Below are 17,162 nucleotides of genomic sequence, written 5' to 3' on the forward strand. Positions count from 1 at the left end.
ACACATCCCTGTCAATATATGTACTTTTCTAGCCAAAAGTGCTATAATTACCCCATAACAATCAATGTTGGGAGGCTGTGAAACGCCGCTTGCACCACAGAAAGGATTTTTAGTATGGCCAAGAAAGCCGAACTACTAGAAAAAGCTGCCGAGCTAAAGCTCGAAGTTAGCGACAAAAACACTATTGCCGAGATCGAAGCTGCGATCGAAGCTGCTGGCGCACCAGTAAAAGAAGAGAAGACCGTTGCCAAGGCCGGCAAGCGCAGTGAAAAAGCGCTTGCCGAAGCAGAGGCAAAAGCGGAAAAAGAAGCTCGCAAAGAAGCTGGCGACACCGCTCCACAGTCTGAAGAGGCCGAAGCTAACACGAAAAAAGGTCCTAAGCCTGTCACTCGTCCACGCGCAGAGCGCCGCGGCAAAAACTACCGTAAGGTAGCCGTAAACGTTGAAGCGGGCAAAGTATACAGCCTTGCTGAAGCACTTGAGATCGCTACTAAAACTAGCCCTGTCAAGTTCGACGCGTCTGTTGAAGTTCACGTTCGCCTAGGCGTCGACCCACGCCAGGCCGACCAGAACATCCGTACAACCGTTTCACTTCCAAACGGTACTGGTAAAACTATCCGCGTTGCCGTATTTGCTCCAGAGGCAGACCACGCAGCAGCAACCAAAGCTGGCGCTGATATCGTTGGCGACGACGAGTTTATTAAGCTTCTTGAAAAGGGTGAAATGAACTTCGATATTCTTATCGCAACACCTCAGTACATGCCAAAGCTTGGTAAGTACGCCCGCGCACTTGGTCCACGTGGCCTTATGCCAAACCCTAAATCTGGCACCGTTGCAACCGACGTTGCTAAGGCAGTTACCGAAGCTAAAGCTGGTAAGGTAGAGTACCGCGTTGACAAGCAGGCGATTGTTCACCTTTCAATCGGTAAAGTATCATTTGGCGCTGAAAAGCTTGCCGGCAACGCAAAAGCGTTCTTCGACAGCCTTCAGTCACAAAAGCCAAGCGGCCTAAAAGGCGCCTACGTTAAATCGACAAGTATCAGCACCACTATGGGTCCTGGTATCAAGGTTGAAAACGTCGTTAACTAGTACGCTCGTTCAATAAGTTAAAACCCCGCAGTGTCGCGGGGTTTTAATTTTCCAAAAACCACAACAATATCGCTATATGTAGTGTGTCATACTATAAGCATAATCATAGGAGAGGGGTGTATGCGGCAATATTTGGACTTGCTACAAGATATCAAAACCAATGGAATCGAAAGATCCGATCGAACAGGCACGGGTACAATTAGTGCATTTGGCCGTCAGATACGTTTTGATCTGAATGAGGGATTTCCAGCCGTTACAACAAAGAAGCTATTCCTGCGCGGCATTATTCACGAACTTTTGTGGTTTTTGCAGGGTAACAGTAATATCGAATACCTGGTACAAAACAACGTCAATATCTGGAATGAGTGGCCGTTTAAGGCGTATTTGGAATCCACGGGTCAGACAGTGCCAGAATCCGGAAGCGAGCAGTGGAACGCCAAGTTAGCTGATTTTATCGAAAAAATTAAAACCGACCATGCGTTCGCCAAACAATACGGCGAACTAGGGCCAGTCTACGGACATCAGTGGCGTCACTGGCCAGATGGCAAGGGCGGCGAGATCGACCAAATCACCCAAGTTATCGACACGATTAAAAACAACCCTGATTCACGCAGAATTATCGTTTCGGCCTGGAATGTTGCCGATATTCAAGAAATGGCAAAAGCCGGGCTTCCGCCATGCCACACACTCTTTCAGTTTTACGTGCAAGACGGCAAGCTCAGCTGCCAGCTTTACCAGCGCAGCGCCGATATCTTTTTGGGCGTGCCGTTCAACATCGCATCGTATGCGCTCCTTACGATGATGATTGCGCAGGTAACAGGCCTAAAGCCCGGTGAGTTCGTACATACCTTTGGCGACGCGCATATCTACAGCAACCACATAGAACAAGTTGACTTGCAGCTTTCGCGGGAGCCTAGACCACTGCCAAAAATGATTCTTAATCCGAAGGTCACTTCGATTTTCGACTTCACGATCGATGATTTCACGCTCGAAGGGTACGATCCGCACCCAGGTATTAAAGCGCCAATCGCCGTTTAGCGACGGACGTAGGTTACAAAATCAAACGGATATTTATTGCGCTCATCGGCCTCGTGGTGAGCGCGCTCTGTTTCTTGCCAGATGGTTGTATCGATAGCCGGAAAGAATACCGTAGCACTGGGAAACGTTGCCAAAACTTCGGTTGCATAAATACGATCGGCAGTACCTAGCGCCTGCTCGTAGACCTGCCCGCCGCCTATAATAAACGCTTCTTTACCAGGCTGCACCGCCGCGTACGCCGCCTCGAGACTATCCACTAACACGACACCTTCGGCAACCTCGCGCGGCGAGCGGCTCATAACAATATTTTGGCGACCAGGCAGAGCACGGCCAATTGACTCATATGTGTTCCACCCCATAATGATAGCGTTATCCATGGTCAAAGCCTTAAAATGCGCTAAGTCCGCAGGAAGGTCGCGCATCCATAGCAAATCGTTATTCGCACCAATGCCATAGTTTTTATCGTAGGCCACCAAAATACTCTTCATATACTCATGATAGCAAATGTAGCCGCATAATGCTTGCGGATAATCAAAAGACGTGACATACTTGCTTCAAGAATAAACAAAACAAACATATAGTCCTGGGGAGGTCGTATGAGTGTGTACAGTAATACTGAAATTAAAGCTGCCATTGCTGATGGTACTATTGTGTCGGTGCCCTATAACGAGGCGCATGTAAGCGAGGCGAGCCTCGATTTTACATTAGGTTACTATTTTTACAAACAGGAATACCAAGAAGATTCGCGGCTTTATAATCCGTTCGATGCCGATGATGTTGCCCGCTATTTCAAAGGGCCGCTCGAGGCAATTCCGCACAAAGAATGGTGCGAAAAAAACGGTTATAAACTCTTTGCAAATATTCCCGAAGATCACCCAATTATCGTGCTTCGCCCGGGCGAGCGCATCCTAGCTCACACGCACGAATTTGTTGGAATTCGTGCCAGCGGTGGCGCCAGCGAGGTACGCTCACGCAGCAGCTGGGGGCGAAATGGTGTCGCTATCTGCTTTGACGCGGGATGGATTGATCCGGGCTACATCAATCGTATTACACTCGAAATCTACAATCTCAATATGCACGAATCTGTTGTTTTGCCAGTGGGCGAGCGTGTCGGCCAGCTTATTTTTCACAAGACCGGACCCGTCGATGGCGACTACAGCGACGGCCGTGGCGGCATGAGCGGGAAATACCAGCACACTGATAATCTTAGCGAACTTATTCGTACGTGGTCGCCCGAGCAAATGCTACCACGCGCCTACAAAGACACGCGCAAGACTCCGCCTGTTATCGATGGACTTCCGGAAGGACTTAAATAGTGACGCGCGGGCAATTTATCGTTATTGAGGGCAGTGACGGTTCAGGAAAGAGCACACAGTTCAAACTACTCGTCGACTATCTTACGTCGCATAATATTCCATTCACCTCACATCATTTTCCACGATACGAAGAACCTTCTTCGTATTTTGTGAAAGAATATCTTCGTGGCGCCTATGGCAGCGGGGAAGAACTGGGCGCCTACAAACCATCACTTTTTTATGCGCTCGACAGATTCCAAGCAGGACAAGGTATTCGTGATGAATTGGCCGAAGGTAAAATCGTTCTGTGCGATCGCTATATTGGCTCAAACATGGCACACCAAGGACACAAGCTCGCCTCAGAAAAGGAACGAACCGATTATTTTTCTTGGCTTTACGATATCGAATACGGCATTCTTGGGATTCCTAAACCAGACCTTAATATTGTCCTCAGCATTCCCGCGGATATTTCAATCAAGCTAATGACGCAACGAGATCAAGAAAAGAACAGTGTGAAGGGCGACATCCATGAAGCCGATCCGCATCATCTTGAGCGCTCAACTCGGACCTACCGCGAAATCTGCCAGCAGTTTCCAGAGGATTTTTGGCTTGTGGATTGTATGGAAGACGAAAAGTTGCGACCAATCAACGCTATCCACGAACAGATACTAAGCCGGCTTCGCCTTACTTAGGGTCAGAAGTTTCCGAGAAGGACCCGCCAGCTGCATCCACAAGTTTTGCATAATACGAGGTCGCAAGAGGCTGAAACCACTTTCGCTCACGGACAACACCTTCTGGAATACGACCGACACACGACAGACTAGCCTCAATCTTGTCGAAAACCTCGTCGTGCCGTCCTTCGTTTGCTACTTTGCGACGAAGATACACGTCGTTCTCCCTGCACGCCTCATCGTCTCCACGAACCAAGAACGCCTGACGCCGAACCACTTGCACGGCACCGCTTTCGGTTTCTAGCCGTCCGATATCCCGCTTTCGTAAGACAGTAATCGCCGGAATATCAAGGCGCTTCGTTTTTGTCTTGTATCGCCCAGGCTCGTCAATAAACTCAAAACCCATGTAGGCGAGCGTGTACATAACTTCGCTATCCATTTCGGCAGTAGCACCAGTATCGAGCGGGTGCGTTAATTTAGCAACCTCTAGGGAATTTAATTTCGGGTAATCAACCAATAACGAGATAAGCTCGCCAGGAGTGGCGGTTCCGTTTTTTGCTTTTTCATAGCGAGGGTCATCTTCGTCGACCATGCCGTGTTCTAGTTTGCCGGGGTTAAGATCCATGCGACGACTCTGCGAATCGTAAAGAGAAGTTTCGATAACGCCATGAAGTTGCTTAGCTAAGTCTGGCGATTCTACCCAGCCTTGTTCAATCGCGCCCATAAGTGCCGCTTGCGAGGCGTCGTGAATTCGAAGAACAGAAGCAGCGAGGTATGTCTCGCGGCGCTTTCGCAGCCAACGACCCGTTTCTTCGGCCGCTGTCCATGGTTCAAGCGGAACAGCACCGTACGTAAGGCGGTCTCGCTGTTTGATTAAGTGTGGTTGCCGGTTTTCGCGCATCGGACCTATCATTATGTCATATTATCGAACATATAGCAATAGCTATGCCTGTTCTCTCTATAAAAACTAAACCGTTGACATTTTAACACGTCGTTTGTTATACTACACGTAGACATTACCAGAGACAGTAGCCGTGGAAACACTTAATTTGCTACCGAGGATGTAAATAAACATTTCATCATCATGTATAAGTCTTTGGTAATGCGAGAATCAAAGACTTTTTTCTTTGGCCTCTCATTACCAGCACGTTAACAATTTGGTCGAATGAAAACATCAATCAAAGAAAGGATTTTTATGGCAATTTCACGCGATAAAAAGCAAACTTTGGTTGCAGAAATGAGTGAGACACTCAGCGCTTCAAAAATGACTGTGTTCGCACAGTACCAAGGTTTGAGCGTTGCCGATGTCCAAGAGCTCCGCGGCAAAGCCCGCGAAGCAGGCGTTACTATCAAGGTTGTTAAAAACCGCCTTGTCCGTGTCGCCCTTGGCTCGATTGATACGTACAAAGATACCGACACATCGCCACTAACGGGCCAATTGCTTTACGCAATCAGCTCGGAAGACGAAGTTGCTCCAGCACAGGTTTTGGATGCGTTTGCAAAAACACACCCAGCACTTGTATTCGCTGGTGCATTTTCAGGCGAAGGTGCGCTTCTGAGTGCCGATGAGGTTAAGGCGCTTGCTGGGCTTCCTAGCAAAAACCAACTTATTGGCCAGGTTGTATCGCAACTGCTTTCACCCGTACACGACGTTACAAACGCACTATCTGGCAACCTACACGCGTTGCTCGATGGTGTTGAAGCTAAAGCAACCAGTTAAATTAAATTACGAATATAAAGGAGTCTATCATGGCTGATATTAAGAAACTTGCGGAAGAGCTTGTAAAGCTTACCGTACTTGAGGTTAACGACCTTAAAACTATCCTTAAGGATGAATATGGCATCGAGCCAGCTGCTGCAGCTGCCGTTGCTGTTGCTGCTCCAGCTGAAGCTGGTGCTGCAGAAGACGCAAAGAGCGAATTTACTGTTACCCTAAAGGACGCAGGTGCTCAAAAAGTTGCTGTTATTAAAGCAGTTAAAGAAATTACCGGCCTTGGTCTTGGTGAAGCTAAAGCTCTTGTTGACGAACCAGGTGTCATCAAGGAAAAAGTCTCTAAAGACGAAGCTGAAGCAGCTAAAAAGCAGCTTGAAGAAGCTGGCGCAACCGTCGAACTTAGCTAATTTCAATCATTCGATCATTTGTTAACCTATCATAGAAAGCCGTCACCCAGTGGCGGTTTTTTATTTGCAAATCACAGCGCAAGGGCGTATAGTTGCTCTTAATGAGCGTTTCACAACAAATTATCATTCTCAGCGTCCTCACTTTGCCACACAAGCGGCGCTGATTTGCTCATCACAAAATAATCGAAACAGAGCATCCCGGCCCCGCGCCGGGATTTTTGTTTTTTACAGAAAGGAGACACTCTATGCCCACGCAAAAAAGCACAGCCCCACCCACAAACGGAGCCGAAGCACTGATACGATGTCTCGAAAATCAAGGCGTTGAATATATTTTTGGCTATTCCGGCGGAGCGGCGATTCCTATTTTTGACGCTATTATCACCACTAACACCTCGATTAAATTAATTGCCACCAGGCACGAACAGGGCGCTGCACATATGGCCGACGGCTACGCCAGGGCAAGCGGCAAACCGGGCGTGGTGCTTGTAACAAGTGGCCCGGGAGTTGGCAATATCATTACCGGCCTCATGACCGCGCACATGGACAGCGTGCCGATTATCGTTATTAGCGGGCAGCAAATTACCTCTATGCTGGGGCTCGACGCGTTTCAAGAGGCGGATACGTTCAACCTTAGCATGCCTGTTGTGAAGCATAACTACCTTGTTCTTTCCACAAACGACATTCCGAAAGTAGTCCACGAAGCATTCGAAATAGCGACCAGCGGCCGGCCAGGGCCAGTGCTTATCGACATCCCAAAGAACGTTAGTGCTGGTGACTTTAGTGGCTCAGTTGAAACACCAGCTCAAACAAAGACGCAGCAAAATACCAACCTAAGCAAGCCGGCCGCAACTGTGGCAAATCTTCTTGTAAAAGCCAAGCGCCCCGTAATTCTTGCCGGACATGGCGTGCTTATTGACGGGGCTCAAAAGCTACTTAAGGACACTGCACAGCAGTTTGATATTCCCGTCACAACGACACTACTGGGCAAAGGCATTATCGACGAAACCAGCGATCTTTCGCTTGGCATGCTGGGCATGCACGGCACGGCCTACGCCAACAAAGCTATCGAGGAATCGGATGTTATTTTTGCTATCGGTTCGCGGTTCGACGATCGTATTATTGGTGACGCAGCAAATTTTAGCAAAGGTAAAACAATTATCCATGTCGATATCGACGTCGCAGAACTTGGCAAAATTATCACGCCCGATCTTGCCGTGCAGGCAAGTGCAAGCGACTTTTTAAACACGTTGATTCATACAGGCATTACTGGCGAGCATAGCAATTGGAAAGCGCGGATTGCACAAAACAAAAAGCAATTCCCACTAACCTACAGCGACACAGCGGGGCTTTCGCAGCAGCACATTATTGACAGTATCATGCGCCACACCAAGGGGCGGGCAATTGTCACCACCGATGTGGGACAGCACCAAATGTGGGCAGCGCAGTTTTATAAAGTAGCCAGCGCTAACCACTGGATAAGCTCGGGTGGTGCGGGAACCATGGGATTTGGACTTCCAAGTGCAATTGGCGCGCAGTTCGCTAGACCCCACGAGCAAGTTGTTACTTTTGTGGGCGACGGTGGATTTCAGATGACATCGTACGAACTCGCCACCGCAGCCATTCATAAGCTGCCTATAAAAATAGTTATTATGAATAACCACTACCTTGGCATGGTACGCCAATGGCAAGAGCTCTTTTACGATAACCATCTTAGTGGCGTCAATATGATTGGCAACCCAGACTTCGTAAAATTGGCCGAGAGCTACGACATAAAAGCAATTTCAATCGAACACCCCAGTGAAGTCGACAAAAAAATCGAAGAGGCTTTTGCCTACAGCGACGGGCCAATTGTTATTAACTGCGAAGTGGCTAAAACCGATAATGTCTACCCGATGATTCCGCCGGGCAAAGGCTATGGCGATATGATTATTAGCCCGCCCGAAACGCAACTAGAAAAACCAACAGGGAGCACCTAATGAAGCACGAAACCGATCACACATACACACTTATTATTACCGCCCACAACAGCCCCGGAGTACTCGTACGCTGCGCACAGATTTTTAATAGACGCGGCCACAATATCGAATCGCTTCATGTGTCGCCAATTGCTGGATCGAATGAATCGCGCATGACTATTACCGCATTTGGCAAGCGCGAAACGATTCATCAAATTACCATGCAGCTACAAAAATTAATCGACATTACTGCAATCACGGAAGGATAATAAAATGACAGCCTACGGACCATATACGCCAATCGTTAGCGCGAACAACATGCTATTCATATCGGGACAAATTGGCATAGACCCAAAAACAAATCATGTCGGTCAAACGGTCACCGAGCAAACAAAACAAGTGTTAAAAAATATGGAAACTCTCCTCGCGAACGAAGGAGCGGGTCTTGGCGATGTCGTAAAAACGACCGTTTTTCTTACTGACATGTCAACGTTTCAAGAAATGAATGCCGTTTACGAAAACACCTTTCCAGCACCGCGACCCGCACGTAGTACGGTAGGTGTTAAGGAACTTCCACGGCTCGGCGACACGCCGTTACTGGTTGAAATCGAGGCGATTGCCCGCAAAAAGGAGGTTGCATGAGCCCTATTGTTATAGACGAAGCAATAAAAGCCGTTCTCACCGCAAGAGTCTACGACGTCGCTATTAAATCGCCGTTGCAAAAAGCTGAAAAACTCAGCGTCGAATCGGCAAGGGAAGTCTATTTAAAGCGCGAAGATTTACAGCCCGTCCATAGTTTTAAGCTACGCGGTGCGTACAATAAAATCGTACAACTTAGCAAACATGAACAATCGCTTGGTGTTATTACTGCAAGTGCCGGAAACCATGCACAGGGCGTTGCGCTGGCTGCTCAAAAACTCGGCATAAGCGCGCTGATTATTATGCCTCGCACCACCCCAGCTATTAAGGTTGAGGCTGTCAAAAGTTTTGGCGCGACAGTCGAACTTGAGGGCGACAGTTATTCGGACGCAGCCGAGTACTGCAAAAAAAGGATCAAAGAAACTGGGCGCACCTACATACATCCGTTCGATGATCCACTTGTTATTGCAGGGCAAGGAACAATTGGGCGCGAAATTGTAGAGCAGCTTCCGTCGTGCACGCATATATTTGTTCCAGTAGGTGGCGGGGGACTTATCGCCGGTATCGCTACCTACATAAAAAGCGTTCGCCCAGACATCAAACTTATTGGCGTGGAGCCCGAAGATAGCAACGCCATGCAAGCAAGTATTATGCAGAAAAAGCGTGTGACTCTTTCGCATGTCGGAATCTTTGCCGATGGCGTCGCCGTAAAGCAAGTTGGCGAAAATACATATCCTATTGCACGAGATAAGGTGGATGATTTTATTACCGTTTCGACCGATCAAATTTGTGTAGGGATTAAACGTATCTTCGAGGATACTAGAAGTATCGTTGAACCAGCAGGCGCCCTAGCAATTGCAGGCATTCAGTCATATGATTTACCAAAAGATTCGGTTGCAGTTGCAATATGCTCTGGAGCAAACATGACATTCGAACGCCTCCAGCAAGTTGCCGAACGAACACTTACTGGGTCGGGCAAAGAAGTGATCGTTTCGGTTGAACTGCCAGAGAAACCCGGGGCGCTCCGTGCGTTTTGCTCACAAATAATCGGCACGCGGAGTATTACCGAATTTAGCTACCGCAAAAACGACAGCGAAGCAGCGCGCATTCTTGTAGGAGTTTCTGTCGCTGGAGCTGAAGATCGACGCCAGCTAACCAATAGGCTTACAGAAAAACATTACAAGCATGATGACCTTTCGGATGACGATCTCGTAAAAGCACATATTCGCCACATGATAGGCGGGCAACTCGTAGCAAAGTCGCACGAACATATCTACGAAGTAACGTTTCCCGAGCGCCCAGGTGCATTGGCAGATTTTCTTGAGACGATGGGCGACACATGGAATATAAGCCTGTTTCATTATCGGAGCGCAGCCAGCGACACGGGCTCGGTACTGATTGGGTTCGAGGCAAAAAACCGCGAAATGCTTGAAAAAAAGCTAGGCTCAACGGGGCGAGAATGGACAAGAGTCGACACAAATACAGGAATCGAAACGTTTCTTAGACAAGAATATAAAAATAACAACGTTTTTGCGCATACCTCTTAAAACTGTGTGGAAAACAAGAGCTTTGTTGTGCCGTGTGCACGCACCTGTTAGAATAACAGCAAGAAAACCATAACCGTAATATAAGGATTGTATGCGAAAAGGCTTCACAGTTATCGAACTACTCGTTGCTATTGCGGTTATCGGCATCATTGCAACGATCGTTGTGGTGTCGTACAACGGCACACAAAATAAAGCTATCGATGTTTCTGTGCGATCAGACCTAGACAGTATTGCAGGCGAGCTCGAATCGTACAGAGTTCGCGCCAACGATGCCAACCCAGACAAACAATTTCCGCGCACTAAAGAGCAGCTAGAAACCCTGGAAATCATGGCGTCGAAACAAAATTACGACACCACCCTTAACTACAATATGATTTACTGTATTGCTAACACGGGCACCGAAGCCTATCAGCAGTACAAGCTTATCGCACGTAGTAAGGCGGGAACAATTTTTGTCATGACAGAAGAAGGTCTCGCCACACACAGCCTTACCGCAGCCAGTTTTACCTCGACACTTTGCTCAACCTTAGGCATGGGGCTTGTGTCGAATGGCATGTACAACGTTAACACGTGGCAGGACTGGGTCCATACCGGATAAACATTGACTTTAGGGGCAGTGGCTGGTATATATAAGAGAGATATCACTACAAAAATAGACAAAAGGAAATTGCGAGTTACCATGTCTGACCTACCAGAAAAACAAGTAAAGCGGCTCCGCTCGCTGATACAAGAAGCAGAGACGAACCTAGCAGCGGCGAAAGAGCTGCTTATTAGTATTGTTGGCGATGATGGCAATGTTGTCACTCCTCGAAACAGCCAAGAAGACGTAAGTGGCAAAGTAGTCGAAGGTGTGTTTGATGGCCAAATTATGATTGGCCCCGACGGAAAAAGTTACCCAGTTCCTGCAAACTATGCAAGTAAATCAAAGCTTGTCGAGGGCGATATTCTTAAACTGACGATTGCTGACGACGGTGGATTTATCTACAAGCAAATTGGTCCAACTGCACGCCGCCAAATCATTGGCACGCTTGTGCAGCACGACGGCGCGTACTACGTTGAGGCAAACGGCCGCGAATACCGTATTCTTCTTGCAAGCGTTACCTACTTCCGTATTAACGAAGGCGACCAAGTTACCATTATTGTTCCAGAAGACAACCCAGAAGCAACCTGGGCGGCTGTTGAAGCAGCTCTTTAGTACTCATGGCAGAGGTGGGAACGTATCTGCTGACAAACGTGGGATTCGACCGGAGTCAAACGCCTTGCATTTCTTTACAAAAGGATGGCGAATACATAGACATATCGCCCCTGGGCAAAACACTAACGCTGCGGTTTGATACAAGCAGTCGGTTTTGCGTGGGATGGCGGGATATAACGACCGGCGAGCGGTTTACATGCCCAGACAATCAAACAGTTGAAAGTAAATACGAACAGTGTTCGGCGTGTCAAAAGCGCACCGGATTCAACCCGGCATTTTACAATGCCACAAGCGTATCCGACCAGCAAGAGGCAAGAAACCTTGAGCCACACCTTTTGTACCTTGCACACTTTGGGCAAGGTACGGTAAAGGTGGGAATCTCACACGCAGCCAGGGGCAATTCGCGCCTTCTCGAACAAGGTGCGAGGTCGGCAATTATTCTCGAAACGTTTCCAAGCGCGCATATCGCACGCCAGTACGAAGCCAAAATTGCCGCACTACCAGGAATAGCCGAGACTATTCAACTGCGTAAAAAGATCGCCTCGCTTTCACAACCATACGACACCAAAGCCGCAGCGACCGAGCTTTTAACCGTCAAGGACGGAATCGAAAAAACAATCGGATCGAAGTTTCAACAAGACAATATTCTTCACCTCGACGACATATTTTTTCCAAGCGGAAAACCCGCCCTCAGCGATGCCTACGACTGCACCGAACACAGCTTCGTTTCTGGAAAAGTCACTGGCATGCTTGGCTCTGTATTGTTCTGCGATCATCAAGACACGCCTGTTTTTCTTCCCCTTAAAAAGTTAGTGGGGTATCCAGTTACCATTTCAGAAAGTGAAACGACAATCCCAATGCCCGCACGGCAAATATCCCTATTCTAACTTTTTAAAAACGACAACACACATTGCACGCAAAACAGCGTACAATAGACAGTAGAAAAAGTGAGGGGAAACAAACACAATGTCCAAGGCGTTGTATCGTAAATATCGCAGTAAATCGCTGAGCGAAGTCATGGGGCAGTCCCATGTTACTAATGTTTTAGCGCGCAGCCTCGAACAAGGGCGCGTTGCTCATGCCTACTTGCTTACCGGACCACGTGGCGTTGGCAAAACCTCAATTGCAAGAATCCTAGCCTACGAAATAAACAAATTACCGTACGACGAAACGGCGACTCATCTTGACATTATAGAAATAGATGCCGCAAGCAATAATGGCGTCGAGGATGTCCGCGACCTTCGCGAAAAAGTGCAAATCGCCCCTGTTTCGGCAACCAAAAAGGTGTATATTATCGACGAGGTTCACATGCTTTCCAAAGCGGCATTCAACGCACTTCTAAAAACGCTTGAAGAACCGCCAGAACATGCCGTATTTATTTTAGCAACCACCGATGTCGATAAGCTGCCCGCTACAATTATTAGCCGCACCCAGCGTTTTAGCCTTCGCGCAATTTCGCAAAAAGACGCGATCGACCACCTTCGGCACATCGCTACCGGAGAAAAAATCAAAATCGACGACGGCGCACTTGAACTTATCGCCACGCGCGGAGACGGTAGTTTTCGCGACAGCATTAGCTTACTCGACCAACTTCGCAGCCTAGCAGATAGTAAAGAGGGAATTACACGAAAGTTAGTTGAAGATTCTCTCGGTCTGGCTCCCGCCGACCATGTCGATAAACTTTTAGCCGCCTACGAAGCCAAGGACCTTAAAGTGATCGTTGACCTGCTCGACGAAAGCGACAAAAGCGGCATTCAGCCAAGTGTTCTTGTAAGTCAGTTGATTCAGACAGTGCGTTCCACTATCGCCGAAAAGCCTCAGTTCATTACGCTTCTTGATCAGCTGCTTGAAGTTGCGAAATCATCACAGCCGAACATTAAGCTCCTTACCGTACTAGCGGCACATACTGTCAGGCCAAAGGTCGCCGCACTAGCAGCGCCGCCGCTCGAAGTAAGCGCACCAATTGCCGAACTTGAAAAACAGGCGACAAAGCCGGCTCCAAAAATTGTTTCGCAAACCCCGATAAGCCACAAATCGCCAGCTAAACCAGCGGCACCGGCCACCCAAAAACAGACGCCCGCCAAACAAGACGCCCCGACACCAATGGGAACGGGCAATGATCTAAATTGGGAGCAACTCCTTGAGTATGCACATCAAAACTTCGTTGCAATATATAGCGTTCTCTCAAAGTGCAGCTATGAACGAAGCGATGACACACTGGTTCTTTACACCGGAAACGCCTTCTACAAAAAGAAGCTCGACGACGCCAAACATAGAGGCAATCTTTTTAAGGCCCTCGCCGAAACAGGCGCTGGCGGCATGACAATCGAAACAATAGGAACGCCACCACCGCCAAAAGATAGCACTGCAGCGGCTGTTGCTGCTATTATGGGTGGAGGAGAAGAGGTGAACGTCGCCGAGTAGCGCGTTTAAAGTTTTTATGTCTGCAAGAGAAGTGCCCGCCGGAAAAATTCCACCACAAAATATCGACGCCGAGAAAAGTTTGCTCGGTGCGGTTTTAATTGACGAAGAAACGCTTGCCGATATATCAGAACACGTCACCCCAAAAGACTTTTACGACAAACGTCACGCCGCAATTTTTGGCGGCATGATGCGACTATTCGAGCATCACCGCCCCGTCGACCTACTAACACTTACCGATGAGCTAAAGAAAAAAGACGAACTAGATCTTGTTGGCGGCGCCGCGTACCTTACGGAGCTAACAAATTATGTTCCAACCGCCGCTCACGCCGAAGCGTACGCAGAAATGGTAGCGCAAAAGGCCGTTCGCCGGCGCCTTATTAAGGCAAGTTCCGAGATATCAGAGCTTGGGTTTGATGAGGACACGACAACCCAAGAACTGTTAGAAAAGGCCGAGGCCGAATTATTTAGCGTGAGCGACCAATCACTCAAGCAAGACCTTACGAGCATCGAAACGATTCTTACCGATAGCTTTGACCGCATGGAAGAGCTTCATCGCAATAAAGGGGCGCTTCGTGGCGTGCGTACGGGCTGGCGCGATCTCGACAACATGACAGCAGGTCTGCAGCGGAGCGACCTTATTATCCTTGCTGCGCGTCCTGCCATGGGTAAGACAACCCTCGTAACGAACCTCGCGTATAACGTTGCGACCGTTGCCAAGCAATCGGTGTTGTTCTTTAGCCTCGAGATGAGCAAGGAACAGTTGGTTGACCGTATGCTTGCCGACGCCAGCGGTGTCGACGCCTGGAATATCCGCACGGGTAACCTTAGCGACGACGACTTTAGTAAACTGAGCGAGGCCATGGGAGAAATGGCCGAAGCGCCAATTTACCTCGACGACACACCAGGTCTTTCTGTGCTCGAAATGCGCACAAAGGCTCGTCGCGCCGCGCACGATGCGCCACTTGGTCTTATTATTATCGACTACCTTCAGCTTATGCAGGGAAGTGGCCGCGACAACGGCAACCGCGTGCAAGAGGTGAGCGAGATTTCGCGTGGCCTTAAACTTATTGCCCGCGAGCTTAATGTGCCCGTTATCGCACTGAGTCAGCTTAGTCGATCCGTCGAAAACCGAAGCCCGCAAATTCCACAGCTTGCCGACCTGCGCGAATCGGGATCGATCGAGCAGGATGCCGACATCGTTATGTTTATTTACCGCGAAGCATATTACAACCCCGAGACTGAGCGCGAAAATATCACCGACCTTATCATTGCAAAGCATCGTAACGGCCCCGTTGGCAAGGTAGAGCTCTACTTCCACCCTGAGCGCCTGCGATTTATGTCGTTAGATAAACGCCACGACCAATAATCGTGCTATAATCGTAAGTAATTTATGGGCACACAAGTAACAGATTACACGCTTTACCGCTGGCGCTACGTCCTTGGCTACGGGCTGATTGGGCTTACTATCGCCGGATTACTTGCTGTTGCCGGCCTGTACATACCCGGCGGGCTGAGTGTTGCCGAGCAACAATCTGTCGTGACAAGCAACGCACTATCTTTCTCGCTCGACAGTTTTGATCCAACGGCCATTATTAACTTGCCATACCATCTTTTACAGCGGGCAAGTATTGAACTTTTTGGTCTTACACTGCTTGCGATTAAACTGCCGTCACTACTTCTCGGTCTTGTAACGGCCGCAGGAATTCTTATGCTACTTCGCATGTGGTTTCGTGCGAATGTTGCTATTATTACGACCATTCTTGTTATTACCACAGGTCAATTTCTATTTGTCGCCCAAAGCGGTACCGAGAATATTATGTACCTGCTGCTTTCCACTTGGCTTTTGGTAGCGGCACTTAAGGTCTCTCGCAAAGCCAAGTTTAGCGGCCTTTGGAAAATCAGTCTGTTTGCTATTGCAGCCCTCAGCCTCTACACCCCTCTTAGTATCCACATTCTTATTGCACTCCTCAGCGCCATCATCCTTCATCCGCATCTGCGGTTTATCGTGCGGCGTCTTTCAAAAACAAAACTACTTATTGCCGGGGCTAGCGCACTTGTCATTACGATTCCTCTTATGTATGCGATATGGAAAGATCAATCTATTGGATTAACACTTCTTGGTATTCCACAAACAATGTCAAATATTGGCGCAAATGCTATTCAGCTTATTAAACAGTACATCGACTTCTTAACTCCAAACAGTAGTGCGCTCATGAGTCCAATCTACAGCCTGGGTTCAATGATTCTCATTCTTTTGGGTATTTTGCGGCTTGCCACCACCAAATATACAGCCCGCAGCTATATCACAGTGACGTGGATCGTCCTGTTGCTTCCTGTGCTCGTACTCAACCCAAATCTCGTTAGTGTGACATTTGTTCCAGTCTTCTTGTTAATGGCGATGGGAATCAGTACGCTTTTGAATAATTGGTATAAGCTCTTTCCTCGTAATCCGTACGCCCGAATAGCAGGGCTTATCCCTCTAGCGGTCCTTATCGGTGGCCTTATATTTTCGGGCATCGACCGCTATGTTTATGGCTACCTTTACGCACCTCAAACCGCTAGTAACTTCTCGCAGGATCTTCGTATCATTACAGATGAATTGAACAAAAAAGATCGTGAACCAACCATGCTTGTGGCCTCAGAAGACGAGAAGCCATTCTACGAGGTGATCGCCAAGCACCACGAAAAAGTATCCGTCGTTTCGTCCATCCCAGAGGCGCCGGCTCCACTCGTTATTGCATCTAGAAAAACTCAGCCCCAAGCTCTTCCACAGCCACCACAAACTATTCTCACCGACAGCATGACAGGTGATTCTGATCGATTTTACATCTATAAAACTGGTGCAAAATAACGTATACTGGATAAGTAAAATGACGGAGGAGCAAAATAATGGCATTTGACCAAATGAAAATGTTGAACCAACTGCGTAAAGCGCAGAAAGATCTTGCAAAAGAAATTATCGAAGTCGAAGCAGGTGATGGCGCGGTTGTCGTTCAGATTAACGGCGAACTAAAGATCAAGAGTGTTAAGATCGACCCAGCAATGGTTGATCTTGATGATATTGCAGAACTTGAGCACTGGATTGAAATCGCCGTTCGCGATGGACTTGCGAAAGCACAAGAAGTTGCCGCAGAAAAAATGAAACCACTTATGGGTGGTCTCGGTAATCTTGGACTTTAAGGGGACAC

The 17,162-nt window shown here is 48.2% G+C and carries 19 protein-coding genes and 1 other annotated feature; of the genes, 17 read left to right on the forward strand and 2 right to left on the reverse strand.

All coding sequences use genetic code 11. The features are described from left to right. Nucleotides 1–114 precede the first annotated feature (114 nt). Entirely contained in the window at nt 115–1,089 is a 975-nt protein-coding gene (gene rplA / locus HZB75_03025) for a 50S ribosomal protein L1 (GenBank protein QQG50484.1), read from the forward strand. A 120-nt stretch (nt 1,090–1,209) separates the two neighbouring features. Next, nucleotides 1,210–2,127, forward strand: coding sequence for a thymidylate synthase (thyA, locus tag HZB75_03030; GenBank protein ID QQG50485.1), 918 nt, complete (start codon nt 1,210–1,212; stop codon nt 2,125–2,127). Here the strand turns inward: thyA and HZB75_03035 are convergent. Continuing rightward, a complete protein-coding gene (locus tag HZB75_03035; protein QQG50486.1) occupies nt 2,124–2,615 on the reverse strand; it encodes a dihydrofolate reductase in 492 nt (163 codons plus the stop codon). The two genes, thyA and HZB75_03035, sit on opposite strands and share 4 nt — an antisense overlap. Nucleotides 2,616–2,723: 108 nt before the next feature. On the opposite strand from HZB75_03035, the gene HZB75_03040 reads away from it, so the two are divergent. Then, a complete protein-coding gene (locus HZB75_03040; GenBank protein ID QQG50487.1) occupies nt 2,724–3,443 on the forward strand; it encodes a deoxycytidine triphosphate deaminase in 720 nt (239 codons plus the stop codon). Beyond that, nucleotides 3,443–4,114 carry a dTMP kinase gene (gene tmk / locus HZB75_03045; protein QQG50488.1) on the forward strand — a complete coding sequence of 224 codons (672 nt, stop codon included), beginning with the start codon at nt 3,443–3,445 and terminating at the stop codon, nt 4,112–4,114. The genes HZB75_03040 and tmk overlap by 1 nt, the downstream gene beginning before the upstream one ends. Here tmk and HZB75_03050 read toward each other — a convergent pair. Further along, the gene (locus tag HZB75_03050; protein ID QQG50489.1) at nt 4,107–5,006 is read right to left on the reverse strand and encodes a hypothetical protein; all 900 of its coding nucleotides are present in this window, start codon (nt 5,004–5,006) and stop codon (nt 4,107–4,109) included. The genes tmk and HZB75_03050 overlap by 8 nt on opposite strands. 88 nt (nt 5,007–5,094) lie before the next feature. Further along, nucleotides 5,095–5,227: a sequence feature (ribosomal protein L10 leader region), on the forward strand. A 61-nt stretch (nt 5,228–5,288) separates the two neighbouring features. Between HZB75_03050 and HZB75_03055 the strand changes: the two genes are divergently transcribed. The 13 genes from HZB75_03055 (at nt 5,289) to HZB75_03115 (ending at nt 17,154) form a co-directional block, all read left to right on the forward strand. Further along, nucleotides 5,289–5,813, forward strand: a complete 525-nt coding sequence (locus tag HZB75_03055) for a 50S ribosomal protein L10 (GenBank protein QQG51361.1) — start codon at nt 5,289–5,291, stop codon at nt 5,811–5,813. Nucleotides 5,814–5,842: 29 nt separating this feature from the next. Continuing rightward, nucleotides 5,843–6,214, forward strand: coding sequence for a 50S ribosomal protein L7/L12 (gene rplL / locus HZB75_03060; GenBank protein ID QQG50490.1), 372 nt, complete (start codon nt 5,843–5,845; stop codon nt 6,212–6,214). 245 nt (nt 6,215–6,459) lie between these two features. Then, complete coding sequence (gene ilvB / locus HZB75_03065) at nt 6,460–8,190, forward strand: biosynthetic-type acetolactate synthase large subunit (GenBank protein QQG50491.1); 1,731 nt, start codon at nt 6,460–6,462, stop codon at nt 8,188–8,190. Beyond that, nucleotides 8,190–8,438, forward strand: coding sequence for an acetolactate synthase small subunit (ilvN, locus tag HZB75_03070; GenBank protein QQG50492.1), 249 nt, complete (start codon nt 8,190–8,192; stop codon nt 8,436–8,438). Before ilvB ends, ilvN begins: the two co-directional genes overlap by 1 nt. Before the next feature lie 4 nt (nt 8,439–8,442). Then, nucleotides 8,443–8,811, forward strand: coding sequence for a RidA family protein (locus HZB75_03075; protein QQG50493.1), 369 nt, complete (start codon nt 8,443–8,445; stop codon nt 8,809–8,811). A gap of 11 nt (nt 8,812–8,822) precedes the next feature. Then, entirely contained in the window at nt 8,823–10,355 is a 1,533-nt protein-coding gene (ilvA, locus tag HZB75_03080; protein QQG51362.1) for a threonine ammonia-lyase, biosynthetic, read from the forward strand. A gap of 91 nt (nt 10,356–10,446) precedes the next feature. Beyond that, on the forward strand, nt 10,447–10,953 hold the full coding sequence (locus HZB75_03085) for a prepilin-type N-terminal cleavage/methylation domain-containing protein (protein QQG50494.1): 507 nt from the start codon (nt 10,447–10,449) through the stop codon (nt 10,951–10,953). Between the two features lie 81 nt (nt 10,954–11,034). Next, nucleotides 11,035–11,550 (forward strand): hypothetical protein, encoded by a 516-nt coding sequence (locus HZB75_03090; protein QQG50495.1) that lies wholly within the window; start codon nt 11,035–11,037, stop codon nt 11,548–11,550. A 5-nt stretch (nt 11,551–11,555) separates the two neighbouring features. After that, entirely contained in the window at nt 11,556–12,437 is an 882-nt protein-coding gene (locus HZB75_03095) for a DUF2797 domain-containing protein (GenBank protein ID QQG50496.1), read from the forward strand. A gap of 79 nt (nt 12,438–12,516) precedes the next feature. Beyond that, nucleotides 12,517–13,974 carry a DNA polymerase III subunit gamma/tau gene (dnaX, locus tag HZB75_03100; GenBank protein QQG50497.1) on the forward strand — a complete coding sequence of 486 codons (1,458 nt, stop codon included), beginning with the start codon at nt 12,517–12,519 and terminating at the stop codon, nt 13,972–13,974. 16 nt (nt 13,975–13,990) lie between these two features. Beyond that, on the forward strand, nt 13,991–15,340 hold the full coding sequence (gene dnaB, locus HZB75_03105) for a replicative DNA helicase (protein ID QQG50498.1): 1,350 nt from the start codon (nt 13,991–13,993) through the stop codon (nt 15,338–15,340). A gap of 24 nt (nt 15,341–15,364) precedes the next feature. After that, nucleotides 15,365–16,825 (forward strand): glycosyltransferase family 39 protein, encoded by a 1,461-nt coding sequence (locus HZB75_03110; protein ID QQG50499.1) that lies wholly within the window; start codon nt 15,365–15,367, stop codon nt 16,823–16,825. Nucleotides 16,826–16,863: 38 nt separating this feature from the next. After that, nucleotides 16,864–17,154: a YbaB/EbfC family nucleoid-associated protein gene (locus tag HZB75_03115; protein ID QQG50500.1), complete on the forward strand. Its 291-nt coding sequence runs from the start codon at nt 16,864–16,866 to the stop codon at nt 17,152–17,154. Nucleotides 17,155–17,162: the final 8 nt, after the last annotated feature.

This window comes from Candidatus Saccharibacteria bacterium (assembly GCA_016432585.1).
Lineage (GTDB): Bacteria > Patescibacteriota > Saccharimonadia > Saccharimonadales > Saccharimonadaceae.

What these genes read in the sequence shown, in the direction of transcription:
- rplA (QQG50484.1), top strand. Translation starts at nt 115, where the DNA reads ATGGCCAAGAAAGCCGAACTACTAGAAAAAGCTGCCGAGCTAAAGCTC.
- thyA (QQG50485.1), top strand. Translation starts at nt 1,210, where the DNA reads ATGCGGCAATATTTGGACTTGCTACAAGATATCAAAACCAATGGAATC.
- HZB75_03035 (QQG50486.1), bottom strand. Translation starts at nt 2,615, where the DNA reads ATGAAGAGTATTTTGGTGGCCTACGATAAAAACTATGGCATTGGTGCG.
- HZB75_03040 (QQG50487.1), top strand. Translation starts at nt 2,724, where the DNA reads ATGAGTGTGTACAGTAATACTGAAATTAAAGCTGCCATTGCTGATGGT.
- HZB75_03050 (QQG50489.1), bottom strand. Translation starts at nt 5,006, where the DNA reads ATGATAGGTCCGATGCGCGAAAACCGGCAACCACACTTAATCAAACAG.
- HZB75_03055 (QQG51361.1), top strand. Translation starts at nt 5,289, where the DNA reads ATGGCAATTTCACGCGATAAAAAGCAAACTTTGGTTGCAGAAATGAGT.
- rplL (QQG50490.1), top strand. Translation starts at nt 5,843, where the DNA reads ATGGCTGATATTAAGAAACTTGCGGAAGAGCTTGTAAAGCTTACCGTA.
- ilvB (QQG50491.1), top strand. Translation starts at nt 6,460, where the DNA reads ATGCCCACGCAAAAAAGCACAGCCCCACCCACAAACGGAGCCGAAGCA.
- ilvN (QQG50492.1), top strand. Translation starts at nt 8,190, where the DNA reads ATGAAGCACGAAACCGATCACACATACACACTTATTATTACCGCCCAC.
- HZB75_03075 (QQG50493.1), top strand. Translation starts at nt 8,443, where the DNA reads ATGACAGCCTACGGACCATATACGCCAATCGTTAGCGCGAACAACATG.
- HZB75_03085 (QQG50494.1), top strand. Translation starts at nt 10,447, where the DNA reads ATGCGAAAAGGCTTCACAGTTATCGAACTACTCGTTGCTATTGCGGTT.
- HZB75_03090 (QQG50495.1), top strand. Translation starts at nt 11,035, where the DNA reads ATGTCTGACCTACCAGAAAAACAAGTAAAGCGGCTCCGCTCGCTGATA.
- HZB75_03095 (QQG50496.1), top strand. Translation starts at nt 11,556, where the DNA reads ATGGCAGAGGTGGGAACGTATCTGCTGACAAACGTGGGATTCGACCGG.
- dnaX (QQG50497.1), top strand. Translation starts at nt 12,517, where the DNA reads ATGTCCAAGGCGTTGTATCGTAAATATCGCAGTAAATCGCTGAGCGAA.
- dnaB (QQG50498.1), top strand. Translation starts at nt 13,991, where the DNA reads ATGTCTGCAAGAGAAGTGCCCGCCGGAAAAATTCCACCACAAAATATC.
- HZB75_03110 (QQG50499.1), top strand. Translation starts at nt 15,365, where the DNA reads ATGGGCACACAAGTAACAGATTACACGCTTTACCGCTGGCGCTACGTC.
- HZB75_03115 (QQG50500.1), top strand. Translation starts at nt 16,864, where the DNA reads ATGGCATTTGACCAAATGAAAATGTTGAACCAACTGCGTAAAGCGCAG.